Source organism: Devosia insulae DS-56, assembly GCF_000970465.2.
Lineage (GTDB): Bacteria > Pseudomonadota > Alphaproteobacteria > Rhizobiales > Devosiaceae > Devosia_A > Devosia_A insulae.
This window is the reverse complement of record NZ_LAJE02000278.1, coordinates 14,679-36,646: the sequence shown is the minus strand read 5'-3', so window position 1 is coordinate 36,646 and position 21,968 is coordinate 14,679. Positions and strand designations below refer to the sequence as shown.

At 64.3% G+C, this 21,968-nt stretch carries 19 protein-coding genes; 1 reads left to right on the top strand and 18 read right to left on the bottom strand.

Annotated elements, in window-relative coordinates; all coding sequences use genetic code 11:
• Nucleotides 1–84 precede the first annotated feature (84 nt).
• Genes VW23_RS19445 through proS form a run of 4 tightly spaced genes read right to left on the bottom strand, consistent with a single transcriptional unit; the run spans nt 85 to nt 4,829 of the window.
• Nucleotides 85–771, bottom strand: a complete 687-nt coding sequence (locus VW23_RS19445) for an ABC transporter ATP-binding protein (protein ID WP_069911194.1) — start codon at nt 769–771, stop codon at nt 85–87.
• A complete protein-coding gene (locus tag VW23_RS19440) occupies nt 764–2,125 on the bottom strand; it encodes an ABC transporter permease (RefSeq protein WP_069911193.1) in 1,362 nt (453 codons plus the stop codon). The genes VW23_RS19445 and VW23_RS19440 overlap by 8 nt, the downstream gene beginning before the upstream one ends.
• Entirely contained in the window at nt 2,122–3,483 is a 1,362-nt protein-coding gene (locus VW23_RS19435; RefSeq protein ID WP_069911192.1) for an FtsX-like permease family protein, read from the bottom strand. Before VW23_RS19435 ends, VW23_RS19440 begins: the two co-directional genes overlap by 4 nt.
• Nucleotides 3,480–4,829 carry a proline--tRNA ligase gene (proS, locus tag VW23_RS19430; RefSeq protein WP_069911191.1) on the bottom strand — a complete coding sequence of 450 codons (1,350 nt, stop codon included), beginning with the start codon at nt 4,827–4,829 and terminating at the stop codon, nt 3,480–3,482. Before proS ends, VW23_RS19435 begins: the two co-directional genes overlap by 4 nt.
• A gap of 387 nt (nt 4,830–5,216) precedes the next feature.
• Here proS and VW23_RS19425 point away from each other — a divergent pair, with 387 nt between their 5' ends.
• Complete coding sequence (locus VW23_RS19425; protein WP_069911190.1) at nt 5,217–5,546, top strand: MmcQ/YjbR family DNA-binding protein; 330 nt, start codon at nt 5,217–5,219, stop codon at nt 5,544–5,546.
• Nucleotides 5,547–5,679: 133 nt separating this feature from the next.
• On the opposite strand, the gene VW23_RS19420 is transcribed toward VW23_RS19425, so the two are convergent.
• The 14 genes from VW23_RS19420 to VW23_RS19355 are packed head-to-tail and all read right to left on the bottom strand — an operon-like array spanning nt 5,680 to nt 21,953.
• Nucleotides 5,680–5,928: a DUF1467 family protein gene (locus VW23_RS19420; RefSeq protein WP_055881622.1), complete on the bottom strand. Its 249-nt coding sequence runs from the start codon at nt 5,926–5,928 to the stop codon at nt 5,680–5,682.
• Between the two features lie 8 nt (nt 5,929–5,936).
• On the bottom strand, nt 5,937–7,616 hold the full coding sequence (locus VW23_RS19415; RefSeq protein ID WP_069911189.1) for a ribonuclease J: 1,680 nt from the start codon (nt 7,614–7,616) through the stop codon (nt 5,937–5,939).
• Nucleotides 7,617–7,618: 2 nt separating this feature from the next.
• Entirely contained in the window at nt 7,619–8,443 is an 825-nt protein-coding gene (locus VW23_RS19410; RefSeq protein ID WP_069911188.1) for a biotin--[acetyl-CoA-carboxylase] ligase, read from the bottom strand.
• Complete coding sequence (gene nuoN / locus VW23_RS19405) at nt 8,443–9,888, bottom strand: NADH-quinone oxidoreductase subunit NuoN (protein WP_069911187.1); 1,446 nt, start codon at nt 9,886–9,888, stop codon at nt 8,443–8,445. The genes VW23_RS19410 and nuoN overlap by 1 nt, the downstream gene beginning before the upstream one ends.
• Nucleotides 9,889–9,897: 9 nt before the next feature.
• The gene (locus tag VW23_RS19400) at nt 9,898–11,418 is read right to left on the bottom strand and encodes an NADH-quinone oxidoreductase subunit M (protein WP_069911186.1); all 1,521 of its coding nucleotides are present in this window, start codon (nt 11,416–11,418) and stop codon (nt 9,898–9,900) included.
• Nucleotides 11,415–13,511, bottom strand: coding sequence for an NADH-quinone oxidoreductase subunit L (nuoL, locus tag VW23_RS19395; RefSeq protein WP_069911185.1), 2,097 nt, complete (start codon nt 13,509–13,511; stop codon nt 11,415–11,417). The genes VW23_RS19400 and nuoL overlap by 4 nt, the downstream gene beginning before the upstream one ends.
• Before the next feature lie 7 nt (nt 13,512–13,518).
• Nucleotides 13,519–13,839 (bottom strand): NADH-quinone oxidoreductase subunit NuoK, encoded by a 321-nt coding sequence (gene nuoK / locus VW23_RS19390; RefSeq protein WP_055881636.1) that lies wholly within the window; start codon nt 13,837–13,839, stop codon nt 13,519–13,521.
• The gene (locus tag VW23_RS19385) at nt 13,840–14,448 is read right to left on the bottom strand and encodes an NADH-quinone oxidoreductase subunit J (RefSeq protein ID WP_069911184.1); all 609 of its coding nucleotides are present in this window, start codon (nt 14,446–14,448) and stop codon (nt 13,840–13,842) included.
• A 9-nt stretch (nt 14,449–14,457) separates the two neighbouring features.
• Nucleotides 14,458–14,946: an NADH-quinone oxidoreductase subunit NuoI gene (gene nuoI, locus VW23_RS19380; protein ID WP_055881640.1), complete on the bottom strand. Its 489-nt coding sequence runs from the start codon at nt 14,944–14,946 to the stop codon at nt 14,458–14,460.
• Nucleotides 14,946–16,043 carry an NADH-quinone oxidoreductase subunit NuoH gene (gene nuoH / locus VW23_RS19375; protein ID WP_084646321.1) on the bottom strand — a complete coding sequence of 366 codons (1,098 nt, stop codon included), beginning with the start codon at nt 16,041–16,043 and terminating at the stop codon, nt 14,946–14,948. The genes nuoI and nuoH overlap by 1 nt, the downstream gene beginning before the upstream one ends.
• Before the next feature lie 9 nt (nt 16,044–16,052).
• Nucleotides 16,053–18,164 carry an NADH-quinone oxidoreductase subunit NuoG gene (gene nuoG, locus VW23_RS19370; RefSeq protein ID WP_069911183.1) on the bottom strand — a complete coding sequence of 704 codons (2,112 nt, stop codon included), beginning with the start codon at nt 18,162–18,164 and terminating at the stop codon, nt 16,053–16,055.
• A 5-nt stretch (nt 18,165–18,169) separates the two neighbouring features.
• Nucleotides 18,170–19,483 carry an NADH-quinone oxidoreductase subunit NuoF gene (gene nuoF, locus VW23_RS19365; protein WP_069911182.1) on the bottom strand — a complete coding sequence of 438 codons (1,314 nt, stop codon included), beginning with the start codon at nt 19,481–19,483 and terminating at the stop codon, nt 18,170–18,172.
• Nucleotides 19,483–20,763, bottom strand: coding sequence for an NADH-quinone oxidoreductase subunit NuoE (gene nuoE / locus VW23_RS19360; protein ID WP_069911181.1), 1,281 nt, complete (start codon nt 20,761–20,763; stop codon nt 19,483–19,485). The genes nuoF and nuoE overlap by 1 nt, the downstream gene beginning before the upstream one ends.
• On the bottom strand, nt 20,763–21,953 hold the full coding sequence (locus VW23_RS19355; RefSeq protein ID WP_055881649.1) for an NADH-quinone oxidoreductase subunit D: 1,191 nt from the start codon (nt 21,951–21,953) through the stop codon (nt 20,763–20,765). The genes nuoE and VW23_RS19355 overlap by 1 nt, the downstream gene beginning before the upstream one ends.
• Nucleotides 21,954–21,968: the final 15 nt, after the last annotated feature.

Below are 21,968 nucleotides of genomic sequence, written 5' to 3'. Positions count from 1 at the left end.
CCCCTCAAGGGGGAGGGAGGCATCGCTTCGTTGTCCCGAGCACGGCCGGACACCCGGTAGGGAGGCGGGCCCTTTGGGCCCCGCCTATAGCGTGATCGGCTCGATCAGCCCGCCGCGCAGCGCCACGATGCGGTTGGCTCGGCGCGCCAGCTCATGGTTGTGCGTGGCAATCAGCGCCGCGGCGCCTTCTTCCCGGATCAGCGATGCCAGCGCGTCGAACACCACGTCGCTGGTGGCCGGATCGAGGTTGCCGGTGGGTTCGTCCGCCAGAATGATGCGCGGATGGTTGGCCGCAGCGCGGGCGATGGCGACGCGTTGCTGCTCGCCCCCCGAGAGTTCGGCTGGCCGATGCTGAGCCCGTGGCGCGATGCCGAGGATATCGAGCAGTTGCATGGCCCGCTTCTCCGCCGCCGCACCGTCTCGCCCGGCGATCAGCTGCGGCATGGTCACGTTTTCGAGCGCCGAGAACTCGGGCAACAGGTGATGGAACTGGTAGACGTAGCCGATCGTGTCGCGGCGCAGCAGCGTGCGGCCGCGCTCGTTGAGCTTGCTGGTCGGCACGCCGGTGATCTCGACCTCGCCGCCCTGCGGTCGCTCCAGCAGCCCCGAAATATGCAGCAGCGTCGATTTGCCGGCGCCCGACGGCGCGACGATGGCGACAAGCTCGCCCCCCTTAACCTCGAGGTCTGCCGCCTCCAGCACCCGCACCAGCGTTTCGCCTTGGCCGTAGTGGCGGTGCACCTTGGCGAGCTTCAGGTGGACGTCACTCATAGCGAAGGGCCTCGACAGGATCGTATTGGGCGGCGCGCCAGGCAGGATAGAGCGTCGCGAGGAAGGACAGACCCATCGCCACGGCAACGATGGCGATCACTTCGGACGGGTTGGTGCGGCTCGGCAACGAGGAAAGGAAGAACACCTCGGGCGGGAAGATGGTGAAGCCGAGCACACTCGAGAGGAACGCCCGGATCGCCTCGGCATTGGCGGCAATCACCAGCCCGAGCGCCAGGCCGAGCAGCGTGCCGCCGACGCCGATTGCGACGCCCGCGATGCCGAAGATCCGCATGATCGAGCCGCGCGTCGCACCCATGGTGCGCAGCACCGCGATATCGGTGCCCTTGTCCTTCACCAGCATGATGAGGCTCGAGATGATGTTGAACGCCGCGACGACGACGATCATCGACAGGATCACGAACATCACGCTGCCTTGGGTCTGCAGCGCATCGAAGAAGTTCTGATGCTGCTGGCGCCAGTCCGAGAGGATCAGCGGCCGTTCGATCTCTTGGCCGATCTTCAGCCGCGTCGCGTCGAGGGCGTTTGGATCGGCGATGAACACCTCAATCGCCGTGGCGCGGTAGATCCTGTCATAGGCCGCCTCGCGGTCGGCCTCGTCCGCATCGACCGGCGGCACGCTCGCACCGGGCTTCAGCACCCGGTCGAACATCTCGAGATAATCCTGCGCCGGCTTGAGCGGCATGTAGAGGTAGAAACTGTCGAACTCGGTCATCCCAAGATCGAAAATCACCTGCACCGGGAACGACCGGGTGCGCGGCCGGGCGCCGCTCTGCAGGCCCGATGCATCCGGGCTCAAGAGGGTTACGGTGTCGCCGATATTGACCTTGAGTTTTTCGGCCAGCCGCCGGCCGATGGCAATGCCGTTGCCCTCGTCCCAGCCATCCCAGTGACCGAGGATCGCGCCATCATGCAGCAGCTTGAGCTTTTCGACAGAGTCCAGCGAGACGCCACGGATGATGGCGCCGGTGGCATCGGCCTTGGCGCCGGAGGCCAGCGCCTGCCCCTCGACGAACGGGATCGCGGCGACCACCCCATCGACGCTCTGAATCTGGAATGCCGATTTTTCGTAGTCGGTGAAGCGCGCCTCTATCGGATAGGCCGAGAAGTGGCCGTTGAGGCCGAGCAGCTTGCTGACGATCTCGGCATTAAAGCCGTTCATCACCGAAGTGACGACGATCAGCGCCGCCACCCCAAGTGCAATTCCGGTCAGCGTCAGTGCGGCGATCACCGAGACGAAGCGGTCGCGGCGGCGGGCCCGCAGGTAACGGCCGGCCACCAGGAACTCGAAGCGGGAGAACGGGCCGGGATCGGCTGCCGGAGCACGATCGGTCATTGGTTCAACCCCTCGATCGAATCGAGCCGCGCCGCGCGCCAGGCCGGATAGAGTGTCGCGAGGAAAGTTAAGCCCAGCGACAGCAGCACCACCACCGTCACCTCGCCCGGGTCCACCCGCGACGGCAGCCCTGCCATCAGGAACAGCTCGGGCGGAAAGATCGAGATATTGAGGACGTTGGAAACAGTGGCGCGGATTGCTTCCACGTTGATCGCGAACACCACTCCGAGGATCAGCCCCAGCAGCGTGCCGGACAATCCGATGGCGAACCCGGTCATCGAGAAGATCCGGAGGATCGAGCCCCGCGTCGCGCCCATCGTCCGCAGCACGGCGATGTCGGGCCCCTTGTCCTTCACCAGCATCACGAGGCTGGCGATGATGTTGAAGGCGGCAACGAGGATGATCAGCGACAGGATGACGAACATCACCACGCGCTCCACCTGCAGGGCGGAAAAGAACGTAGCGTTGCGCTGCTGCCAGTCGGTGATGGCGAACTCACCGTCGAGCGCAGCCTCGAGCTTCGACCGCATCCCGGCAATATTGTCGGGGTCGGTGACGAACACCTCGACGCCACTCACCTTGTAGGCACGCTCATAGGCGGCATCGATCTCTTCGTCGGTCGCCATCACCCCGGGCATCTGCACCCCAGGCTTCAGCTTATCCTCGAACAGCCGGAAATACGCCTGTGCCTCCTGCATCGGCAGGTACACATAGAAGCTGTCATACTCGGGCATGCCGATATTGAAGATGACGTTCACCGGCAGCGACAGCTCGGCCGGCGTCATGCCGAACGGCGTCGGCGTACCGTTGGGATTGATGATGGTGATCTGGTCGCCCAGCGACACGCCCAGCCGCTCCGACAGCCGCTGGCCGATGGCAACGCCGAGGCTGCCATCCCACTGGTCCCAGCCGCCCAGCACGGCGCCCTGGCGGAGCAGTTCGAGCTTGGCCAGCGAGGCTTCGCTGATACCACGCACCACCACACCGGTGGCGCTGGCATTGCCCGAGGCGAGGGCCTGCCCCTCGACATAGGGGATGGCGTAGCGCACGCCCTCGACCCCTTCGAGGCGCGTCACCACATCGTCGTAGCCATCAAAACCATCGGCCGTGGTCTGCACCACGAAATGGCCGTTGAGGCCCAGGATCTTGCCGAGCAGTTCGGTGCGAAAGCCGTTCATCACCGACATCACGACGATCAGTGTCGCAACGCCCAGCACCACACCCAACAGCGTCAAGACCGCGATGACCGAGGCGAACTTCTCCTTGCGGCGGGCGCGCAGATACCGGCCCGCCACCACGAACTCGAAGCGCGAGAACGGCCCTGGCCCCTTCGCCGCGATGGGCGGGGAAACGCTCAAACGCTATCCCGCCGCTGCGGCACGATCAGCGATTTGAGCCGGCCGACGGCTTCCTCGATCGACAGCGTCTCGCGCTCGCCCGACTTGCGGTGCTTGATCTCGACCACGCCATCCTTGAGACCGCGCGGCCCGACGATCAGCTGATACGGGATGCCAATCAGGTCGGCCGCGGCGAACTTGCCGCCGGCGCCCTGGTCGCGATCATCGAGCAGCACATCGATGCCCTCGCGGGTGAGATTGTCGTAGAGCCGCTCCGACGCCCGGTCGCTCTCCGCATCGCCGACCTTGAGGTTGATCACCACGGCCTCGAACGGCGCGACGCTGACCGGCCAGATGATGCCGGCATCGTCATGCGAGGCTTCGATGATGGCAGGCACCAGGCGGGTCGGGCCGATGCCATAGCTGCCCATCTGCACCTCGACTGCCTGCCCTTCCTGGCTGGTGACGGTCGCCTTCATCGGCTTGGAATATTTGGTGCCGAAAAAGAAGATGTGGCCGACTTCGATGCCACGGGCGGCGAGCTGGTGCTCGGGCTCGACCGCGGCCTTGAAGCCCGCCTCATCGGTCATTTCATCAGTGGCGGCGAACAGCGACGTCCAATCCTTGAAGATCGACGTCAGGTCGCTGCGGAAGTCGGTGTCGATAGCAGGGATCGGCTTGTCGACCAGACGCTTGTCGAGGAACACCGCGCTCTCGCCGGTCTCGGCCAGCACGTGGAACTCGTAGCTCAGGTCGCCGCCGATCGGCCCGGCATCGGCGCGCATCGGCACGCCGACCAGGCCCATGCGGTGGAACGTTCTGAGATAGGCGACGAACATCCGGTAGAAGGCCTGCGTCGCGCCGGCCTCATCGAGGTCGAACGAGTAGGCGTCCTTCATCAGGAACTCGCGCGAGCGCATGGTGCCAAAGCGCGGGCGCACCTCGTCCCGGAACTTCCACTGGATGTGGTAGAGGTTCAGCGGCAGGTCTTTGTAGGACTTCACGTAGGTTCGGAAGATGTCGGTGATCATCTCCTCGTTGGTCGGCCCGAACAGCATCTCGCGCTCATGCCGGTCTTCGAGGCGCAGCATCTCCTTGCCATACGCGTCGTAGCGGCCGGATTCCTTCCACAGATCGGCCGACTGGATGGTCGGCATCAACAGCTGCACCGCGCCGGAGCGGTTCTGCTCCTCTTCGATGATGCGGATGATCTTGTTCAGCACCTTGAAGCCGAGCGGCAGCCAGGAGTAGCTCCCAGCGGCCTGCTGCTTGATCATGCCGGCGCGCAGCATCAGCTGGTGCGAGACGATCTCGGCCTCTTTCGGCGTCTCCTTCAGGAGGGGCAGGAAGTAACGGCTCAAACGCATGTACGGTCCTCGATGGCGCCGGATTCGGAGTTGCGATCCCTATAGCGCAAAGCGGGGCAAAGTGGAGCCCGCAAAAGCGCGCGAAACTTAGGCAAACGCTTGCCTCTGCGGCGCTTTTGCGCAGCCCGAGCCGCCTACCAAATGATGGCTTGAATACTATGTAAAAATGCGATGGCTGCCATGCAGAATCCGCTTGGCAGCCCCAGATTCAGTTGTTAGGGTCCCGCGTCATAAGAACACAGGCAACCGCAAGTTGCCGGACGTCGACAACGTCAAGGGAGGAGCGTTGGCAGCCACCTAACCGTGTGCCTAAGACCAACGTATTGTCGAGAAACTTTACAAAGCAGGGCCTCGGCCCTGCTTTTTTCATTTGCGGATGAAGAATCGATGACAACGTCTTCTGACTTCAGGGCAATTGCACTGGCGCTCGACGGTACGACCGAGGCGCCGCACTTCGATCGGCGCGCCTTCAAGGTCGCCCGCACCTACGCCACCCTCGCCGCCGACGGGCTCACCGCCAACCTGAAGCTCACCCCCGACGAGCAGGAGTTCAAGGCGATGCTGGCGCCCGAAGCGTTCGTGCCGATCAACAACGGCTGGGGCCGCCAGGGCTGGACCACGGCGATCCTGGCAAAGCTGTCAGCCGAGGAGCTGAAGGCCGCGCTGGAGATGGCCTATGCGCATGCATTGCCGAAGGTGAAGGCGAAAAAGCGCTGAGCGATGGCCCCATCCACCGGGTCATTCCCGCAAAAGCGGGAAACTCCGTTAGCGATGGTTCCGCGAGCAAGAAAACAGACGTTCCCGCTTTCGCGGGAATGACACCGAGTTCCGTCGGGCTACCGGAGGCTACTTAGCGCCAGTATTCCTGCAGCCACGGCGCCGTCAGCCCCCACAACAGCAACCCCGTGACAACAGCCGCCAGCACCGTAGTGATCAGCAGCTTTGGCCACAGCCGGAGAATGCCCGCCGGCGCGCCGCGCTCCGTCCCCTCGATCCACTCGCCCGCATCGACCTGGTTGCGCACCTTGAACGGCAGCACCAGGAACAGGCAAATCCACCAGGTGACGAAGAAGATCGCGAGGAAGGTTCCGACTTGCATGGCGAGCCTCAGACTCGGTGGACGAACACCGTTACATTGGGTTTGCGGCCCCAGTAGGACGAAACCTCGCTGCGGACCGCCCGCTGCAACGCCGTATTGACCAGTTCGGGGTCATTGCGACGCTTGGGCGGAATCGACTTGAGCGTCCCTGTTACCGCACGGCGGACGATATCGGGCAGCGACTCATCGTCATCCTCGACATCCGGCAGGCCTTCGATCACCGTTTCCGGGCCAGCCAGCACCTGGCCCGAGGCGTTGACACAGAGGCTGACCACGATGTGGCCGCCGAAGCTGAGCCGGCGGCGGCCCTTCACGCCGCTCTCCTCAGGCGTGCAGAGCACGTTGCCATCGAGATAGAGCTGGCCGACGCGGACCTCGCCCGGGAACTGCGTCGTCGTGGGGAACAACCGCACCATGTCGCCGTTGCGGGCATGAACGACGGTCTCGATGCCATGCTGGAGGCCGAGCAGCGCGTGTGCTTCGAGATGCGCGGCCTCGCCATGCACCGGCACCAGCACTTCCGGCTTGATCAGGTCGTAGAGCCGCTTTAGCTCCTCGCGGCGCGGATGGCCGGTGGTGTGCACCAGCCCGTGCGTCTGGGTGATCACGTCGATGCCGCGGTCGATCAGCATGTTCTGGATGTCGATGACCTCGCGCTCGTTACCCGGGATCGCCCAGGACGAAAAGATCACCCGGTCGCCGGCATTGAGCGAGATTTCCGGATGCTCCTCGCGAGCGATGCGGGCGATAGCGGCACGCGCCTCGCCCTGGCTGCCGGTACAGAGCAGCACCACCTTGGAGCGCGGCAGCGTCTTGTATTCGTTCTGGTCAAGGAACGGATCGATCCCCTCCAGCATGCCGAGCTCGCGGGCAATACCGCTGATGCGGTGCAGCGCCCTGCCCGACATCACCACCTTGCGGCCCGCCTTCTGGGCGGCGCGGGCGACCGAGATCACCCGGCCGACATTGGAGGCGAAGGTGGTGACCGCGACCCGATGCGTCGACGAGGCAATCAGCGCCTCGAGCGTCGACGCGACCTCGTCTTCCGACGGGCTGGTGCCGTCCTTCATGGCGTTGGTGGAATCGCAGATCAGCGCAATCGGCGTCGAGCGGTCCTCGCCGATCTGGGCGAAGCGGCCAGTGTCCGTCGGCGGACCACCCACCGGGTGCGGATCGAGCTTCCAGTCGCCGGTATGGACGACCCGGCCAACCGGCGTGGTGATCAACAGTGCGCAGCTCTCGGGGATCGAGTGGGCGACGTTGATCGCCTCGATGGTGAACGGGCCGACGGTGAAGGGCTTGCCCACCCGCATCGGCTTCACCTCGATATCCTCGACGATGCCCTCCGACTCTCGCTTGGCGCTCAGCATCGCCTCAGTGAAGGCGGTGGCATAAACCGGGCGGTCGAAGGCCGGCCACAGGTCGAGCACGGCGCCATAATGGTCTTCGTGGCTGTGGGTGAGGATCAGCGCCAGGATGTCGTCGGCATTCTCCTCGAGGAACGCCGGATCGGGCAGGATCAGCTCGACGCCTGGCTCCTGCGGCCCGGCGAAGGTGACGCCGCAATCGACTACGATCCACTTGCGACCCCGCTCCGGCCCGAAGCCGTAGGCGCCCATGTTCATGCCGATCTCGCCGACGCCGCCTAGCGGCACGAACACGAGCTCATCGGGTCTCGGCTTTGCCATTCTCAGTTCCTAACGCTTGCGGTCGTGCCGAAATGCACATCACCGGCGGTGATGGCAATGCGGCTGTTGTCATTGGCGCGAACGATCAGTCGTCCGCCCTCGTCGATTGTTTCAAAGATGCCGCGCACGGTGTCGCCATCGCGATTCACCGCGACTTCAGCGCCGATCCCGGCAGCCGAGCGGCGCCACAGCTCAAGCACTTGAGTGACGCCCCTGCCCCGGTCCCAGAGCTCCACGGCATCGACCCAGGCATCGGACAGCGCGCCGAATACGGTCTCGGCCGAGGTATCGAGCCCGAGGGCGCGCAGCGAAGTCGCCGGGTATGGCAAGCCATCGGGGGCCTCCACCACGTTGACGCCGATGCCGATCACAATGGCCATGCTGCCATCGGGACGCTTGTGGGCTTCGAGCAGGATGCCCGCGAGCTTGGCGCCGTCGGCCAGCACGTCGTTGGGCCACTTGAGCGCGATGCGTCCGTTCGCCATGTCGGCGCCGTCAATGCCGGTCTTCAGCATGCTGGCCGGCACGATGCCCGCGAGAGCCTGGTTCAGCGACACGCCGGCAACAAAGCCGAGTGTCGCGGCTATGGCCGGATCGACATCGGGAACCACCAGCAGGCTGGCCGCAAGGTTGCCATTTGGCGATTGCCACGGTCGGCCGCGGCGGCCGCGACCGGCGGTCTGCTGCAAGGCGCAGAACCAGACATCGCCGCTGTCACCGGCCTGCGCTGCCCTCGCCGCCTCGGTTGAGGTGGAACCAACGCTGTCGAAGCCGTTCAGCCTGTAGCCGCGGGTGACCGCCCTGGACCCAAGCCAGAAGCCTGCCACTAGAACAGGCTTCCGGCCGCGCTATGGGCGAAGTCGGTCAGTGGCCTGCCCACCGTGACGTAATAGGTGACGATCAGGAAGCCGACGCCGGCCATGACCACGCTCAGTTCGCCCGGCACGGCGGCGAACTTCGCCACCGGCTCGTCGAAATACATCACCTTGACGATGCGCAGGTAGTAGAAGGCGCTCACCGCTGAGGCGAGCACACCGATCACCGCGAGGAGGAACAGGTTCTGTTCGACCGCGGCGAGGAACACCTGCCATTTGGCGAAGAACCCAGCCAGCGGCGGCAGCCCGATCAGCGAGAACATCAGGATGGCGATGATGGCGGCGACGAACGGCCGCTTCTGGGCCAGGCCGGCAAGTTCGGAAATCGTCTCGACCGGACCGTTCTCGGTCCTGAGCGCCAGCACGCAGGCGAAAATGCCGACGGTCATGGCGATGTAGATCGCCATGTAAATGGCAACGCCCTCGACGCCGACTTCGGTGCCGGCCGACAGGCCAACCAGCGCGAAGCCGACATGGCCGATCGATGAGTAGGCCAGGAGGCGCTTGAGGTTGTTCTGGCCGATCGCGGCGAACGCGGCGAGCACCATCGAGGCGATGGAGAGGAAGATGACGATCTGCTGCCAGTCATGGGTGATCGGCCCGAAGCTGACCGTGGTGACGCGGATGAACAGCGCCATCGCCGCAACCTTCGGGGCCGCCGCGAAGAACGCGGTGACCGGCGTCGGCGCACCTTCGTAGACGTCCGGCGTCCACATGTGGAACGGCACGGCCGAGATCTTGAAGGCGATGCCGGCGAGCAGGAACACCATGCCGAAGATCAGCCCGATCGAACGGCTGTCGAGCGTGATGGCCGCGACGATCTGGTCGATCTGCGTGGTGCCGGTGAAGCCGTAGACCAGCGAGGCGCCATAGAGCAGCATGCCGGACGACAGCGCGCCGAGCACGAAATACTTGATGCCGGCCTCGGTGGCCTTCTTGTCCTCGCGCTTCATCGCCGCGACGACATAAAGCGCCAGGCTCTGCAGCTCGAGGCCGATATAGAGGCTCATCAGATCATTGGCCGAAACCATGATCATCATGCCCAGCGTCGCCAGCAGCACCAGCACTGCGTACTCGAACTTGTCGATGCCATGCTCTTTGGCGTTCGACAGCGAGATCAGCAGCGTCGCCGCCGCGCCGCCCAGCACCAGCGCCTTCATATAGCGAGCAAAGCCATCGACGATGAACACGCCGTTGAACAGCACGCCGGTCGCCGGCTGCAGCAGCAGCACCGCCAGCACCACGAGGAGCAGCGCGATGGCGACGATCGACACCGCCGTCGAGCTGATGCCCTTCCAGAACAACGAGACCAGCAGCACCACGATGGCGCCTACGGCCAGCAGCAGTTCCGGATAGGCGGGGGCGAGCGAAGCGAAGCTCGTGACGTCGGACAGCATGCCCGTCTCCTAGTGGCCGGTCGCCGCAGCGACCGCAGCGGGCGCGGCACCGATGGCGTTGGCGAAGTTTTCCGCGACGAGGTTCACCGATGCGGCAGTCGCATCGAGGATCGGGGCGGGATAGAAGCCGAAAAGAATGGTGAGGAGCACCAGCGGCACCAGGACGATGGCTTCGCGCCGGTCGAGATCGAGGATGCCCTTCAGCGATTCCTTGGTGAAGGCGCCGAAGATCACCCGGCGATACAGCCAGAGCGCGTAGGCCGCCGAGAGGATCACGCCGAACGCCGCGAAGAACGCCACCCAGGTATTGGCCTGGAACGCCGCCAGCATGGTGAGGAATTCACCGACGAAGCCCGAGGTGCCCGGCAGGCCGACATTGGCCATGGTGAACACCATGAATACCACGGCATAGCGCGGCATCGGCGTCACCAGCCCACCGTAGGCGGAGATCTCGCGGGTGTGCATCCGGTCATAGACCACGCCGACGCAGAAGAAGAGCGCGGCTGAGACGATACCGTGCGAGATCATCTGGAAGATCGCGCCGTGGATGCCGTAGATGTTGCCGGTGAAAATCCCCATCGTCACGAAGCCCATATGAGCAACCGACGAATAGGCGATCAGCTTCTTGATATCGGTCTGCACCAGCGCGACGAGCGAGGTGATGATGATCGCCGCGATCGACAGGACGAACACGAAGTTCGCGAACTGGTGCGAGGCATCGGGGAACATCGAGATCGAGAAGCGGATGAAGCCGTAACCGCCAAGCTTCAACAGGATCGCGGCCAGGATCACCGAGCCGCCCGTCGGCGCCTCGACGTGCGCTTCCGGCAACCAGCGGTGGAACGGCCACATCGGCATCTTCACCGCGAACGAGGCGAAGAACCCGATCCACAGCCAGGTCTGCACCTCGGGCGGGAACTTGAAGGTCAACAGCTTGACGATATCGAGCGTGCCGGCCTGCCAGTACATCGCCATGATGGCGATCAGCATCAGCACCGTGCCGGTGAAGCTGTAAAAGAAGAACTTGTAGGTCGCCTGGATGCGCCGCGCCCCGCCCCAGATGCCGATGATCAGGAACATCGGGATCAGCGTGCCCTCGAAGAACACGTAAAACATCGCCAGATCGAGCGTCGCGAAGGCGCCGATCATGAACGTCTCGAGGACCAGGAAGACGATCAGGTACTCTTTCACCCGCTTGGTGATCGAACCGAAGCTCGAGAGGATCACGGCCGGCATCAGCACCGCAGTCAGCGGGATGAACAGCACCGAAATGCCATCGACGCCCATCCGGTAGCCGATCGACTCGCCGATCCAGGCGTAGTTCTCGACGAACTGAAAGCCGGTATTCGACGGGTCGAACAGGTACCAGAGCCAGAGGCTGAGGGCAGCCGTCAGCAACGTCACGCCGAGCGCGATATAGCGCGCCAGGTTGTTGGCAGCCTCGTCGCGGCCGCCGACGAGCAGCAACAGCAGCGCGCCCGCCGTCGGCAGGAAAGTGATGAACGTCAGAAGGTGGTCACTGAAGATCATCCAAGAAGTCCCCCGGCGGCGATGGCCCAGGTGAGCAGCGCCGCGATACCGATAAGCATGGCGAAAGCATAGTGATAGAGGTAGCCCGACTGCAGCTTCACCACCTTGCCAGTGATGTCCCTGACGCGGTTGCCAAGGCCCTCGGTGATGGTCTTGTCGATCAGCATGTCGTCAAAGCCCTTCCACAGGGCGTTGCCCAGCCACAGCGCCGGCTTGACGAAGATGCGGTCATAGAGCTCGTCGAAATACCACTTGTTCAAGAGGAACAGGTAGAGCCCTGGATTGGCATGCGCCAACCGCTTCGGCGCCGCCGGATCGCGGATGTACATCTGGTACGCCGCGGCAAAGCCGAGCACCATGGCGATGGTCGCCGACCACTTCACCCAGATCGGCACACCGTGTGCTGCCTCGAGCAGCTCTTCGGAGACGACCAGCGAGCCCTGGAAGAAGTGCTCGATATGCTCGGCATGGCCGAAGAACAGGTCGTTGAACACCACGCCTGCCAAAATGGCGCCCGCAGCCAGGACGAAGAGCGGCACCATCATGACGGCAGGGCTCTCGTGCGCATTGTCGTAGGCGCTGCCGTGATGCCCGTGATCGTCATGGGCATGATCGTCATGGGCATGATCGTCATGGGCATGATCGGCATGCGCGTGGTCATCATGCGCTGCGTGCGCACCATGGCCATGATGCTGGCCGCGCGGCTTGCCGTGGAAGGTCAGGTGGATCAGGCGCCACGAGTAGAAGCTCGTGAACATTGCTGCGATCACCAGGGCCCAGAAAGCGATGTAACCGGTCGACTGGCCCGCCGCATACGCGACTTCGATGATGCCGTCCTTCGAGAAGAACCCGGCGAAACCCAACCACGTACCCGGGATGCCGACACCAGTCAGCGCCAGCGTGCCGACGATCATCAGGTAGTAGGTCCATTTGATCTTGTGGCGGAGCCCGCCCATGTTCCGCATGTCCTGCTCATGGTGCATCGCATGGATGACCGAGCCGGCGCCGAGGAATAGCAGCGCCTTGAAGAAGGCGTGGGTGAACAGGTGGAAGATGCCCACCGAATAGACCCCTGCCCCCAGCGCCACGAACATGTAGCCGAGCTGCGAACAGGTCGAATAGGCGATGACGCGCTTGATGTCGTTCTGGACGAGGCCAACGGTCGCCGCGAAGAACGCGGTCAGCGCACCGACCAGCATGACCACAGTCATGGCGAGCTCGGAGGCTTCGAACAGCGGCGAGAAACGGGCCACCATGAACACGCCGGCGGTCACCATGGTCGCGGCATGGATCAGCGCCGACACCGGGGTCGGGCCCTCCATGGCGTCCGGCAGCCAGGTGTGGAGCAGGAACTGCGCCGACTTGCCCATGGCGCCCATGAACAGCAGCAGGCACACCACGGTCATGGCGTGGAGGTCCCAGCTGAGGAAGCGGAAGGTCAGATCCTTGTTCGCTTCGACCGCATGGAACGCGCCATCGAAATCGAGATGGCCGAGCACCACGAAGGCGGCGAAGATGCCAAGCGCGAAGCCGAAATCGCCGACCCGGTTGACGACGAACGCCTTCATCGCCGCCGCATTGGCCGAAGGCCGCGTGTACCAGAAGCCGATCAGCAGGTAGGACGCGAGCCCCACGCCTTCCCAGCCGAAGAACATCTGCAGGAAGTTGTCGGCGGTCACCAGCATCAGCATGGCGAAGGTGAACAGCGACAGGTAGGCGAAGAACCGCGAACGGTGCGGATCATCGGCCATGTAGCCGATCGAATAGAGGTGGACGAGGCTGGAAACAGTGGTCACCACCACCAGCATCACCGCCGTCAGCGTATCGACACGCAGCACCCAGCGCAGGTCGAGCGCACCGGAGACGATCCAGCGCATCACTTCGACCTTGGTCGCGGCATGCTCGGCGCCGTGCGCGCCTTCGGCTGCCGGCGGCGCGAACCAGTACTGGGCAAAGACGATCCAGCTCAGCAGCGCCGCGCCGATCAGCAGCCCGGTGGTGATGTACTCGCTGGTGCGGTGGCCGATGATGCGGCCCAGCAAACCTGCGATCAGGGCCCCGACGAGCGGGAAGAATACGATGGCCTGGATCACTTTGCGGTCAGCCCTTCAGCGAGTTGACGTCTTCCACGGCGATGGAGCCGCGGTTGCGATAGAAGATGACGAGGATGGCGAGACCGATCGCCGCTTCGGCGGCGGCAACCGTGAGAATCAACAGCGCGAACACCTGCCCGGCGAGATCGCCCAGCTGCGACGAGAACGCCACGAAGTTGATGTTCACCGCGAGCAGGATCAGTTCCACCGACATCAGGATGACGATGATGTTCTTGCGATTGAGGAAGATCCCGAACACGCCCAGCGTGAAGAGGATCGCCCCGACGGTCAGGTAGTGCCCGAGCCCGATGCCTGTTGCTGCCAGCATTTAGAGCCCCTGCCCCGATTTGACCTTGACCAGTTCCGTGCCCTCCGAGCGCTTGCGCCCGGTCTGGCGGAACACATCCTGCCGCTTGACGTTCGACTTGTGCCTGAGTGTGAGAACGATCGCGCCGATCATGGCGACCAGCAGCACGCCGGCGGCGCCCTGGAACAGGAAGACATAGCGCGTGTAAAGCAGCTGCCCGATCGCCCGGGTATTGTCGATCGCCGCATCCATCGGCACCGCGGCGACGGCGCCGCCATCGACCGGCAGCACAATACTCCCCGCCACCAGCAGCAGCTCGAGCAAGAGGATTACGCCGACCACCACGCCCACCGGCGCATACTGTAGCATGCCCTGGCGCAACGAGGCGAAATCGACGTCGAGCATCATGGTGACGAACAGGAACAGCACCGCGACGGCGCCGACATAGACGACGATCAGGATCAGCGCCAGGAACTCGGCGCCGGCCAACATGAACAGGCCGGCCGAATTGACGAACGCCAGGATCAGGAACAGCACCGAGTGCACGGGATTGCGCGCCGCGATCACCATCAGCGCCGAAGCGACGGTGATGACCGAGAACACATAAAAGAAGAACAGCGGCAGCGTCATCTCGATCCCTTACCGGTACGGCGCGTCGGCAGCGAGGTTGGCCGCGATTTCGCGCTCCCAACGATCGCCATTGGCGAGCAGCTTCTCTTTCGAGAAATACAGCTCCTCGCGCGTTTCGGTCGCGAACTCGAAGTTCGGCCCCTCGACGATGGCGTCGACCGGGCAAGCTTCCTGGCAGAAACCGCAATAGATGCACTTCACCATGTCGATGTCGTAGCGCACCGTGCGGCGAGTGCCGTCGTTCTGGCGCGGGCCGGCTTCGATGGTGATGGCCTGGGCCGGGCAGATCGCTTCGCACAGCTTACAGGCGATGCAGCGCTCTTCGCCGTTGGGATAGCGGCGCAGCGCATGCTCACCGCGGAAACGCGGCGAATACGGGATCTTCTCGAACGGGTAGTTCACCGTCTTCTTGGGCGCGAAGAAGTACTTCATCGCGAGGAAGAAGGCGCCGACGAACTCGCGCAACAGCAGGCCGTTGAGGAACTGGGCGAAACGCATCAGACGGACCCTCCGTGCCAGCCCCAGCCGGTGAGCTGGAGAACTGCGGCGACGACGACCACCATGAGCAGCGAGATCGGCAGGAAGACCTTCCAGCCGATGCGCATCAGCTGGTCATAGCGGTAGCGCGGCACGATCGCCTTGGCCATCGCGAACATGAAAAACACCAGGCAAAGCTTGAGGACGAACCAGACGACACCCGGGATCCAGGTGAACGGCGGCAGGTCGATCGGCGCCGCCCAGCCCCCGAGGAACAGGATCGTCGTCATGCAGCACATCAGGATGATGGCGATATATTCGCCCAGCATGAACAGCAGGTACGGGGTCGAAGAATATTCGACCATGTAGCCGGCCACCAGTTCAGACTCACCTTCCGGCAGATCGAACGGCGGGCGGTTGGTTTCTGCCAGTGCCGAGACGTAGAAGATCACGAACATCGGGAACAGCGGCAGCCAGTACCAGTTCAGGACGCTGAGCCATGGCACGCCGAGCATATGCGCGATGCCACCGGCCTGCTGCGCCACCACGATATCGGTGAGGTTCAAGGAGCCAACGACCAGCAGCACCGTGATGATCACGAGGCCGATCGAGACTTCATACGACACCATCTGCGCTGCCGACCGGAGCGCACCGAGGAAGGCGTACTTCGAGTTCGAAGCCCAGCCGCCCATGATGATGCCGTAAACGCCCAGCGACGAGATGGCGAAAATGTAGAGGATGCCGACATTGATGTTGGCGAGCGCCCAACCCTTATCGAACGGGATCACCGCATAGGCCGACAGCGCCAGGATCGAGGTCACCAGCGGCGCCAGGATGAACAGCACCTTGTCCGAACTCGCCGGGATCACCGGCTCCTTCAGCACGAACTTCAGCAAGTCCGCAAAGCTCTGCAGCAGCCCGAGCGGGCCGACCACGTTGGGGCCGCGACGCTGCTGCACCGCCGCCCAGATCTTGCGGTCGGCGAGCAGGATGTACGCGGTGAACAACAGCAGCGCGATGAGGAGCAGCAGCCCCTTGTAGATGAAGCCGACCTGGTCACCCCACCCGAAGATCGGGATACCGAGCAGGTAGTCCAGCGCTGAAACAACGAAATCCATCTGGGCCCCTTACTCTGCTGCCTGCCGGAGACCGGCCTGCAACGCGGCGCATTCGCCCATCGTCGCGGACGACCGCGCGATCGGGTTGGTGAGGTAGAAGTCGGCGACCGGCGAGGTGAAGGTCGCGGACTTGGTCTTGATCGCAGCGCCGGCGAGCTTCTTCACATCGGCCAGCGAACCCTGAGCGATCTGGTCGAGCCGCGCCAAATGCGGGAACTCGGCATAGATCGCGGCGCGCAACTGGCTGAGCGAATTGAACGGCAGCGGCTGACCGAGCACGGCGCTGAGCGCCCGGAAAATCGCCCAGTCTTCCTTCGCCTCGCCCGGCGGGAAGACGGCGCGCTCGGCGAGCTGCACGCGACCCTCGGTGTTGACGTAGGTGCCCGACTTCTCGGTGTAGGCGGCGGACGGCAGGATCACGTCGGCGCGGTGCGCACCGGCATCGCCGTGCGTGCCGACATAGACGACGAACGCCTTGCCCATCGCCGAGGTGTCATACTCATCGGCGCCGAGCAGGAAGAGCACGTCGAGCTCGCCCTTGCCGGCGAGGCCGATCTGATCGGCCGAGCAGACGCCGCCGTCATGCGGCACGAAGCCGATATCAAGACCGCCGACGCGACCGGCGGCATTGTGCAGCAGCGCGAGGCCATTCCAGTCTTCGGCGGCGCCCGAGCCGGTAGCGAGCTTGGCGGCCATGGCGAGCACGTCACGGCCAATCTGCTTGGAATGCGCGGCGCCATGCGACACGGCGCCCTCGCCCACGATGATCAGCGGACGCACGGCCTTCGACAGGATTTCGCCAAAGCTGCCCTTGCGGGCCACGAGGTCGGCCAGCGCCGACAGCCCGTTGCCCAGGTACTCGTACTTGTAGGTGAGGTCGGCATTGTCGCCGATCAGCGCGATCGGGGTGTTCTTGGCGCGCCAGGCCTTGCGGATGCGGGCGTTGACCAGCGCGGCTTCCTTGCGCGGGTTCGAGCCCATGATCAGGATCGCGTCGGCGTCTTCGATGCCCGCAATGGTCGGGTTGAAGATATAGGCCGAGCGCGGCATCGACGGATCGATCCCCGACATCGCCGGACGGCAATCGGTCATGCCCGAGCCGAGCGAGGTCATCAGCGCCTTGAGCGCATACATGTCCTCGACGGCTGCCAGGTCGCCGGCAATGGCGCCGACCTTGTTGCCGCCGCCCGAAGCCTTGATCGCCTTGGCGATGGCGGCAAATGCCTCATCCCACGATGCCGGCTTCAGCTTGCCGCCGGAGCGGACATAGGGGCGATCGAGCCGCTGGCTCTTGAGGCCATCCCAGATGAAGCGGGTCTTGTCGGAAATCCACTCTTCGTTGATCGCTTCGTTGACGCGCGGCAGGATGCGCATCACTTCGCGGCCACGGCTGTCGACGCGGATGTTGGAGCCGACCGCGTCCATCACGTCGATGGTCTCGGTCTTCACCAGTTCCCACGGACGCGCATGGAAGGCGTAGGGCTTGGAGGTCAACGCGCCCACCGGGCAGAGGTCGATGACGTTGCCCTGCAGCTCGCTGGTCAGCGCCTGCTCGAGATACGAGGTGATCTCGGCGTCTTCACCGCGGCCGAGCAGGCCCATCTCGGTGATGCCGGCAACCTCGGTGGTGAAGCGGACGCAGCGCGTGCAGTGAATGCAGCGGTTCATCTCAGTCTTCACCAGCGGCCCGAGATACTTGTCCTCGACGGCGCGCTTGTTCTCGGCGAAGCGGTTCTTGTCCACGCCATAGGCCATGGCCTGGTCCTGCAGGTCGCACTCGCCACCCTGGTCGCAGATCGGGCAATCCAGCGGGTGGTTGATGAGCAGGAACTCCATCACCCCTTCGCGGGCCTTCTTGACCATCGGGGTGTTGGTGAACATCTCCGGCGGCTCGCCGTTCGGGCCGGGACGCAGGTCCTTCACCGACATGGCGCAACTGGCCTGCGGCTTCGGCGGCCCGCCCTTCACCTCGACAAGGCACATGCGGCAGTTGCCGGCGACCGACAGGCGCTCGTGGTAGCAGAAGCGCGGGATTTCCGCGCCGGCCGCTTCCGCAGCCTGCATCAGGGTGTAGTAGTCCGGGACCTCGACGAGCGTACCGTCGACTTTGATGCTGGCCATTGGCCTTACTCCGCCGCGATCGAGGGCACGGCGCCCTCGCTGGTCGAGGACCAGGTGTATTGGTCGATCCGCGCCTCGATGACGTCGCGGAAGTTGCGGATCAGGCCCTGTACCGGCCAGGCCGCCGCATCGCCGAGCGCACAGATAGTGTGCCCTTCGATCTGCTTGGTCACGTCGAACAGCATGTCGATCTCGCGCTTCTGGGCGCGGCCTTCGACCATGCGTTCCATGACGCGCATCATCCAGCCGGTGCCTTCACGGCACGGCGTGCACTGGCCGCAGCTCTCATGCTTGAAGAACGCCTGGATACGCCAGATCGCCTTGATGATGTCGGCCGACTTGTCGAGCACGATCATGCCGCCGGTGCCGAACGAGGACTTCTTCTCGCGCAGGCCGTCGAAATCCATGATCGCGGTGCGCATGTCTTCGCCGCGCACCACCGGGCAGGACGCACCGCCGGGGATGACGGCGAGCAGGTTGTCCCAGCCGCCACGGATGCCGCCGCAATGCTTCTCGATCAGCTCTTCGAAGGTGCAGCTCATCGCATCCTCGAACACCGCCGGCTTGTTGACGTGGCCCGAGGCCATGAACAGCTTGGTGCCGGTATTGTTGGGCCGGCCGAAGCTGCCGAACCAGGCGCCGCCGCGGCGCAGGATTTCCGGGACAACGGCGATGGATTCGACGTTGTTGACGGTGGTTGGGTTGCCATAGACGCCCATCGCCGCCGGGAACGGCGGCTTCAGGCGCGGCTGGCCCTTCTTGCCCTCCAGCGACTCCATCAGCGCGGTTTCTTCGCCGCAGATGTAGGCGCCGGCGCCGTGGTGGACGACGATCTCGAAATCCCACCCATGCACGTTGTTCTTGCCGATGAGCTTGGCGTCATAGGCCTGCTGCACGGCGGCTTCAAAATTCTGCCGCTCGCGGATGAACTCGCCGCGGATATAGACATAGGCGATATGTGCGCCCATGGCGCGGCCGGCCAGCAAACACCCTTCGATCAGGTGGTGCGGGTCGTGGCGCAGGATCTCGCGGTCCTTGCAGGTGCCGGGCTCGGACTCGTCGGCATTGACGAGGAGCTGGCTCGGACGGCCGTCATTGACGCCTTCCTTGGGCATGAAGGTCCATTTGAGCGCCGTCGGGAAACCGGCGCCGCCGCGGCCACGCAGGCCCGAACCCTTGACCTCGTTGACAATCCAGTCGCGACCGTTGTCGATGAACTTCTTGGTATCCACCCAGCCGCCACGCGCTCGGGCGCCTTCGAGGACCCAGTCGCCGGTGCCGTAGAGATTGGTGAAGATGCGATCCTGGTCAGCGAGCATCAGCGCGGGTCCTTCCCGAACACCTTGCGATATTCCTCGACGCCGCCCTTGGCGAGCGCCTTGGCCTGCTTGATCCACTCATCGCGGGCCACCCGGCCCGGGAATGCGAGGTGATCTTCGAGCTTTGCGATATCGGCCTTCTTCAGCGCCGCCACCTGGGCCCAGGTGGTGATGCCGATGGCATTGAGCTTACCCTCAAGCACCGGGCCGACACCCGAGATCAGCTTGAGGTCGTCAGGCGTGCCGGCAGGCGCCTGGAACAGTTTTGCACCACCATCCTCGCTCGGCGACACCGCGGTGGTCGGCGCGGGTGCCCGCTTGGCCTTGGTGTCGGTCTTGCCGGCGTCGATCTTGCCGGCCGGCGATTCCGCGCCCGTGGCCGTCTCGCGCATCGCCCGGTTCGGCGTGCCATCAGCCTTGGCGGCCGTGTTGGCAGCCTTGCGCTCGGCCTCGGCCGTTGCCGTCGAAACCTTTACGGGCGACGGCGACTTCAGGGCGGGCGCCGTCTCTTCGGTAGTGGTGTTCTTGCGGCCGGCAGCGGTCGGCTCGGCCGCCTTGGCGGCAGGAGCCGGCGCAGCGGCGGCAGGAGCCGCAGGAGCTGCAGCGCCGGGAGCAGCCGCGGGCGCGGCCGGCGGCGGCGGGAACGGCTTGTAGGTACGCTTGGCGGTCGGCTTTTCGAGCAGCGTCGTCTGGCCGCCCTCGGCAGCCGCAAACTGGCGGACCACCTGCGGGCCGCGCTTCACGTCCCTGCCCTTGCCGGCGGCGAACTTGTCGCGGATCGCCTCAAAACTCTCGACCGTCAGGTCTTCGTAGGTGTCGCTGCCGACCATCACCAGCGGCGCGTTCACGCAGGCGCCGAGGCACTCGACCTCTTCCCAACTGAGCGTGCCCTCGGCGTTGGTCTCAAGCGGGTTGTGGTTGATGCGGCGCTCGCAGATGTGGCGGATCTCTTCGGCGCCACGCAGCATGCACGGCGTCGTGCCGCACACCTGGATATGGGCGCGCGTACCGACCGGCTGCAGCAGGAACTGCGTGTAGAAAGTCGCGACTTCCAGCACGCGGATATATGGCATCTCGAGGAGCTTCCCGACCGCCTCGATCGCGGCACGGCTAACCCAGCCCTGCTGTTCCTGGGCGCGGAACAGCACCGGGATCACGGCCGACTGCTGACGGCCCGGCGGATACTCCGCCATCTTCTTTTCGGCCCAGGCCTGGTTTTCCTTCGTGAAAGCGAAGGTAGTCGGCTGGACGGCCTCATCTGCTAAACGGCGGACGGACATTACCGATCGACCTCACCAAACACGATATCGAGCGAACCGAGGATAGCGGCGACGTCGGCCAGCATGTGTCCCCGGCAGAGGAAATCCATCGCCTGCAGGTGCGCAAAGCCCGGCGCGCGGATCTTGCAGCGGTACGGCTTGTTGGTGCCGTCGCTGACCAGGTAGACGCCGAACTCGCCCTTGGGCGCTTCGACCGCGGCGTACACCTCGCCGGCCGGCACCTTGTAGCCTTCGGTATAGAGCTTGAAGTGATGGATCAGCGCTTCCATCGACTGCTTCATCTCACCGCGCTTGGGCGGCACCACCTTGCCGTCGGTCGAGGCCACGGGCCCCTGCCCTTCAGGCGAATTCAACAGGTCGAGCACCTGCTTCATGATGCGGATCGACTGGCGCATCTCGTCCATGCGGACGAGGTAGCGGTCGTAGCAATCGCCGTTCTTGCCGATCGGCACGTCGAACTCAAGCCGGTCGTAGCACTCATACGGTTGCGACTTGCGCAGGTCCCAGGCATCGCCCGAGCCGCGCACCATCACGCCCGAAAAGCCCCACTTCCACGCATCTTCCGCCGACACCACGCCGATATCGGCGTTGCGCTGCATATAGATGCGGTTGCCGGTGAGCAGTTTCTCAAGGTTGTCGAGCACCAGCAGGAACGGGTCGCAGAACGCGCCGATATCGTCGATCAGCGCCTGCGGCAGATCCTGGTGCACGCCACCCGGACGGAAATAAGCCGCATGCATGCGGCTGCCCGAGGCACGCTCGTAGAAGATCATCAGCTTTTCGCGCTCGTCGAAACCCCACAGCGGCGGGGTCAGCGCGCCGACGTCCATCGCCTGCGTCGTGCAGTTGAGCATGTGCGACAACAGCCGGCCGATCTCGGCATAGAGCACGCGGATCAGCTGGCCACGCAGCGGCACTTCGATGCCGAGCAGCTTTTCCACAGCGAGGCAGAAGGCATGCTCCTGGTTCATCGGCGCGACATAGTCGAGCCGGTCGAAATACGGCACGGCCTGCAGATAGGTCTTGGTCTCGATCAGCTTCTCGGTGCCGCGATGCAGCAGCCCGATATGCGGATCGACCCGCTCGACCACTTCGCCATCCAATTCCAGGATGAGGCGGAGCACACCGTGCGCCGACGGGTGGATCGGCCCAAAGTTAATCGTGAAATTGCGGACGTCGACTTCAGACATGCGCCTTCTCCGAAG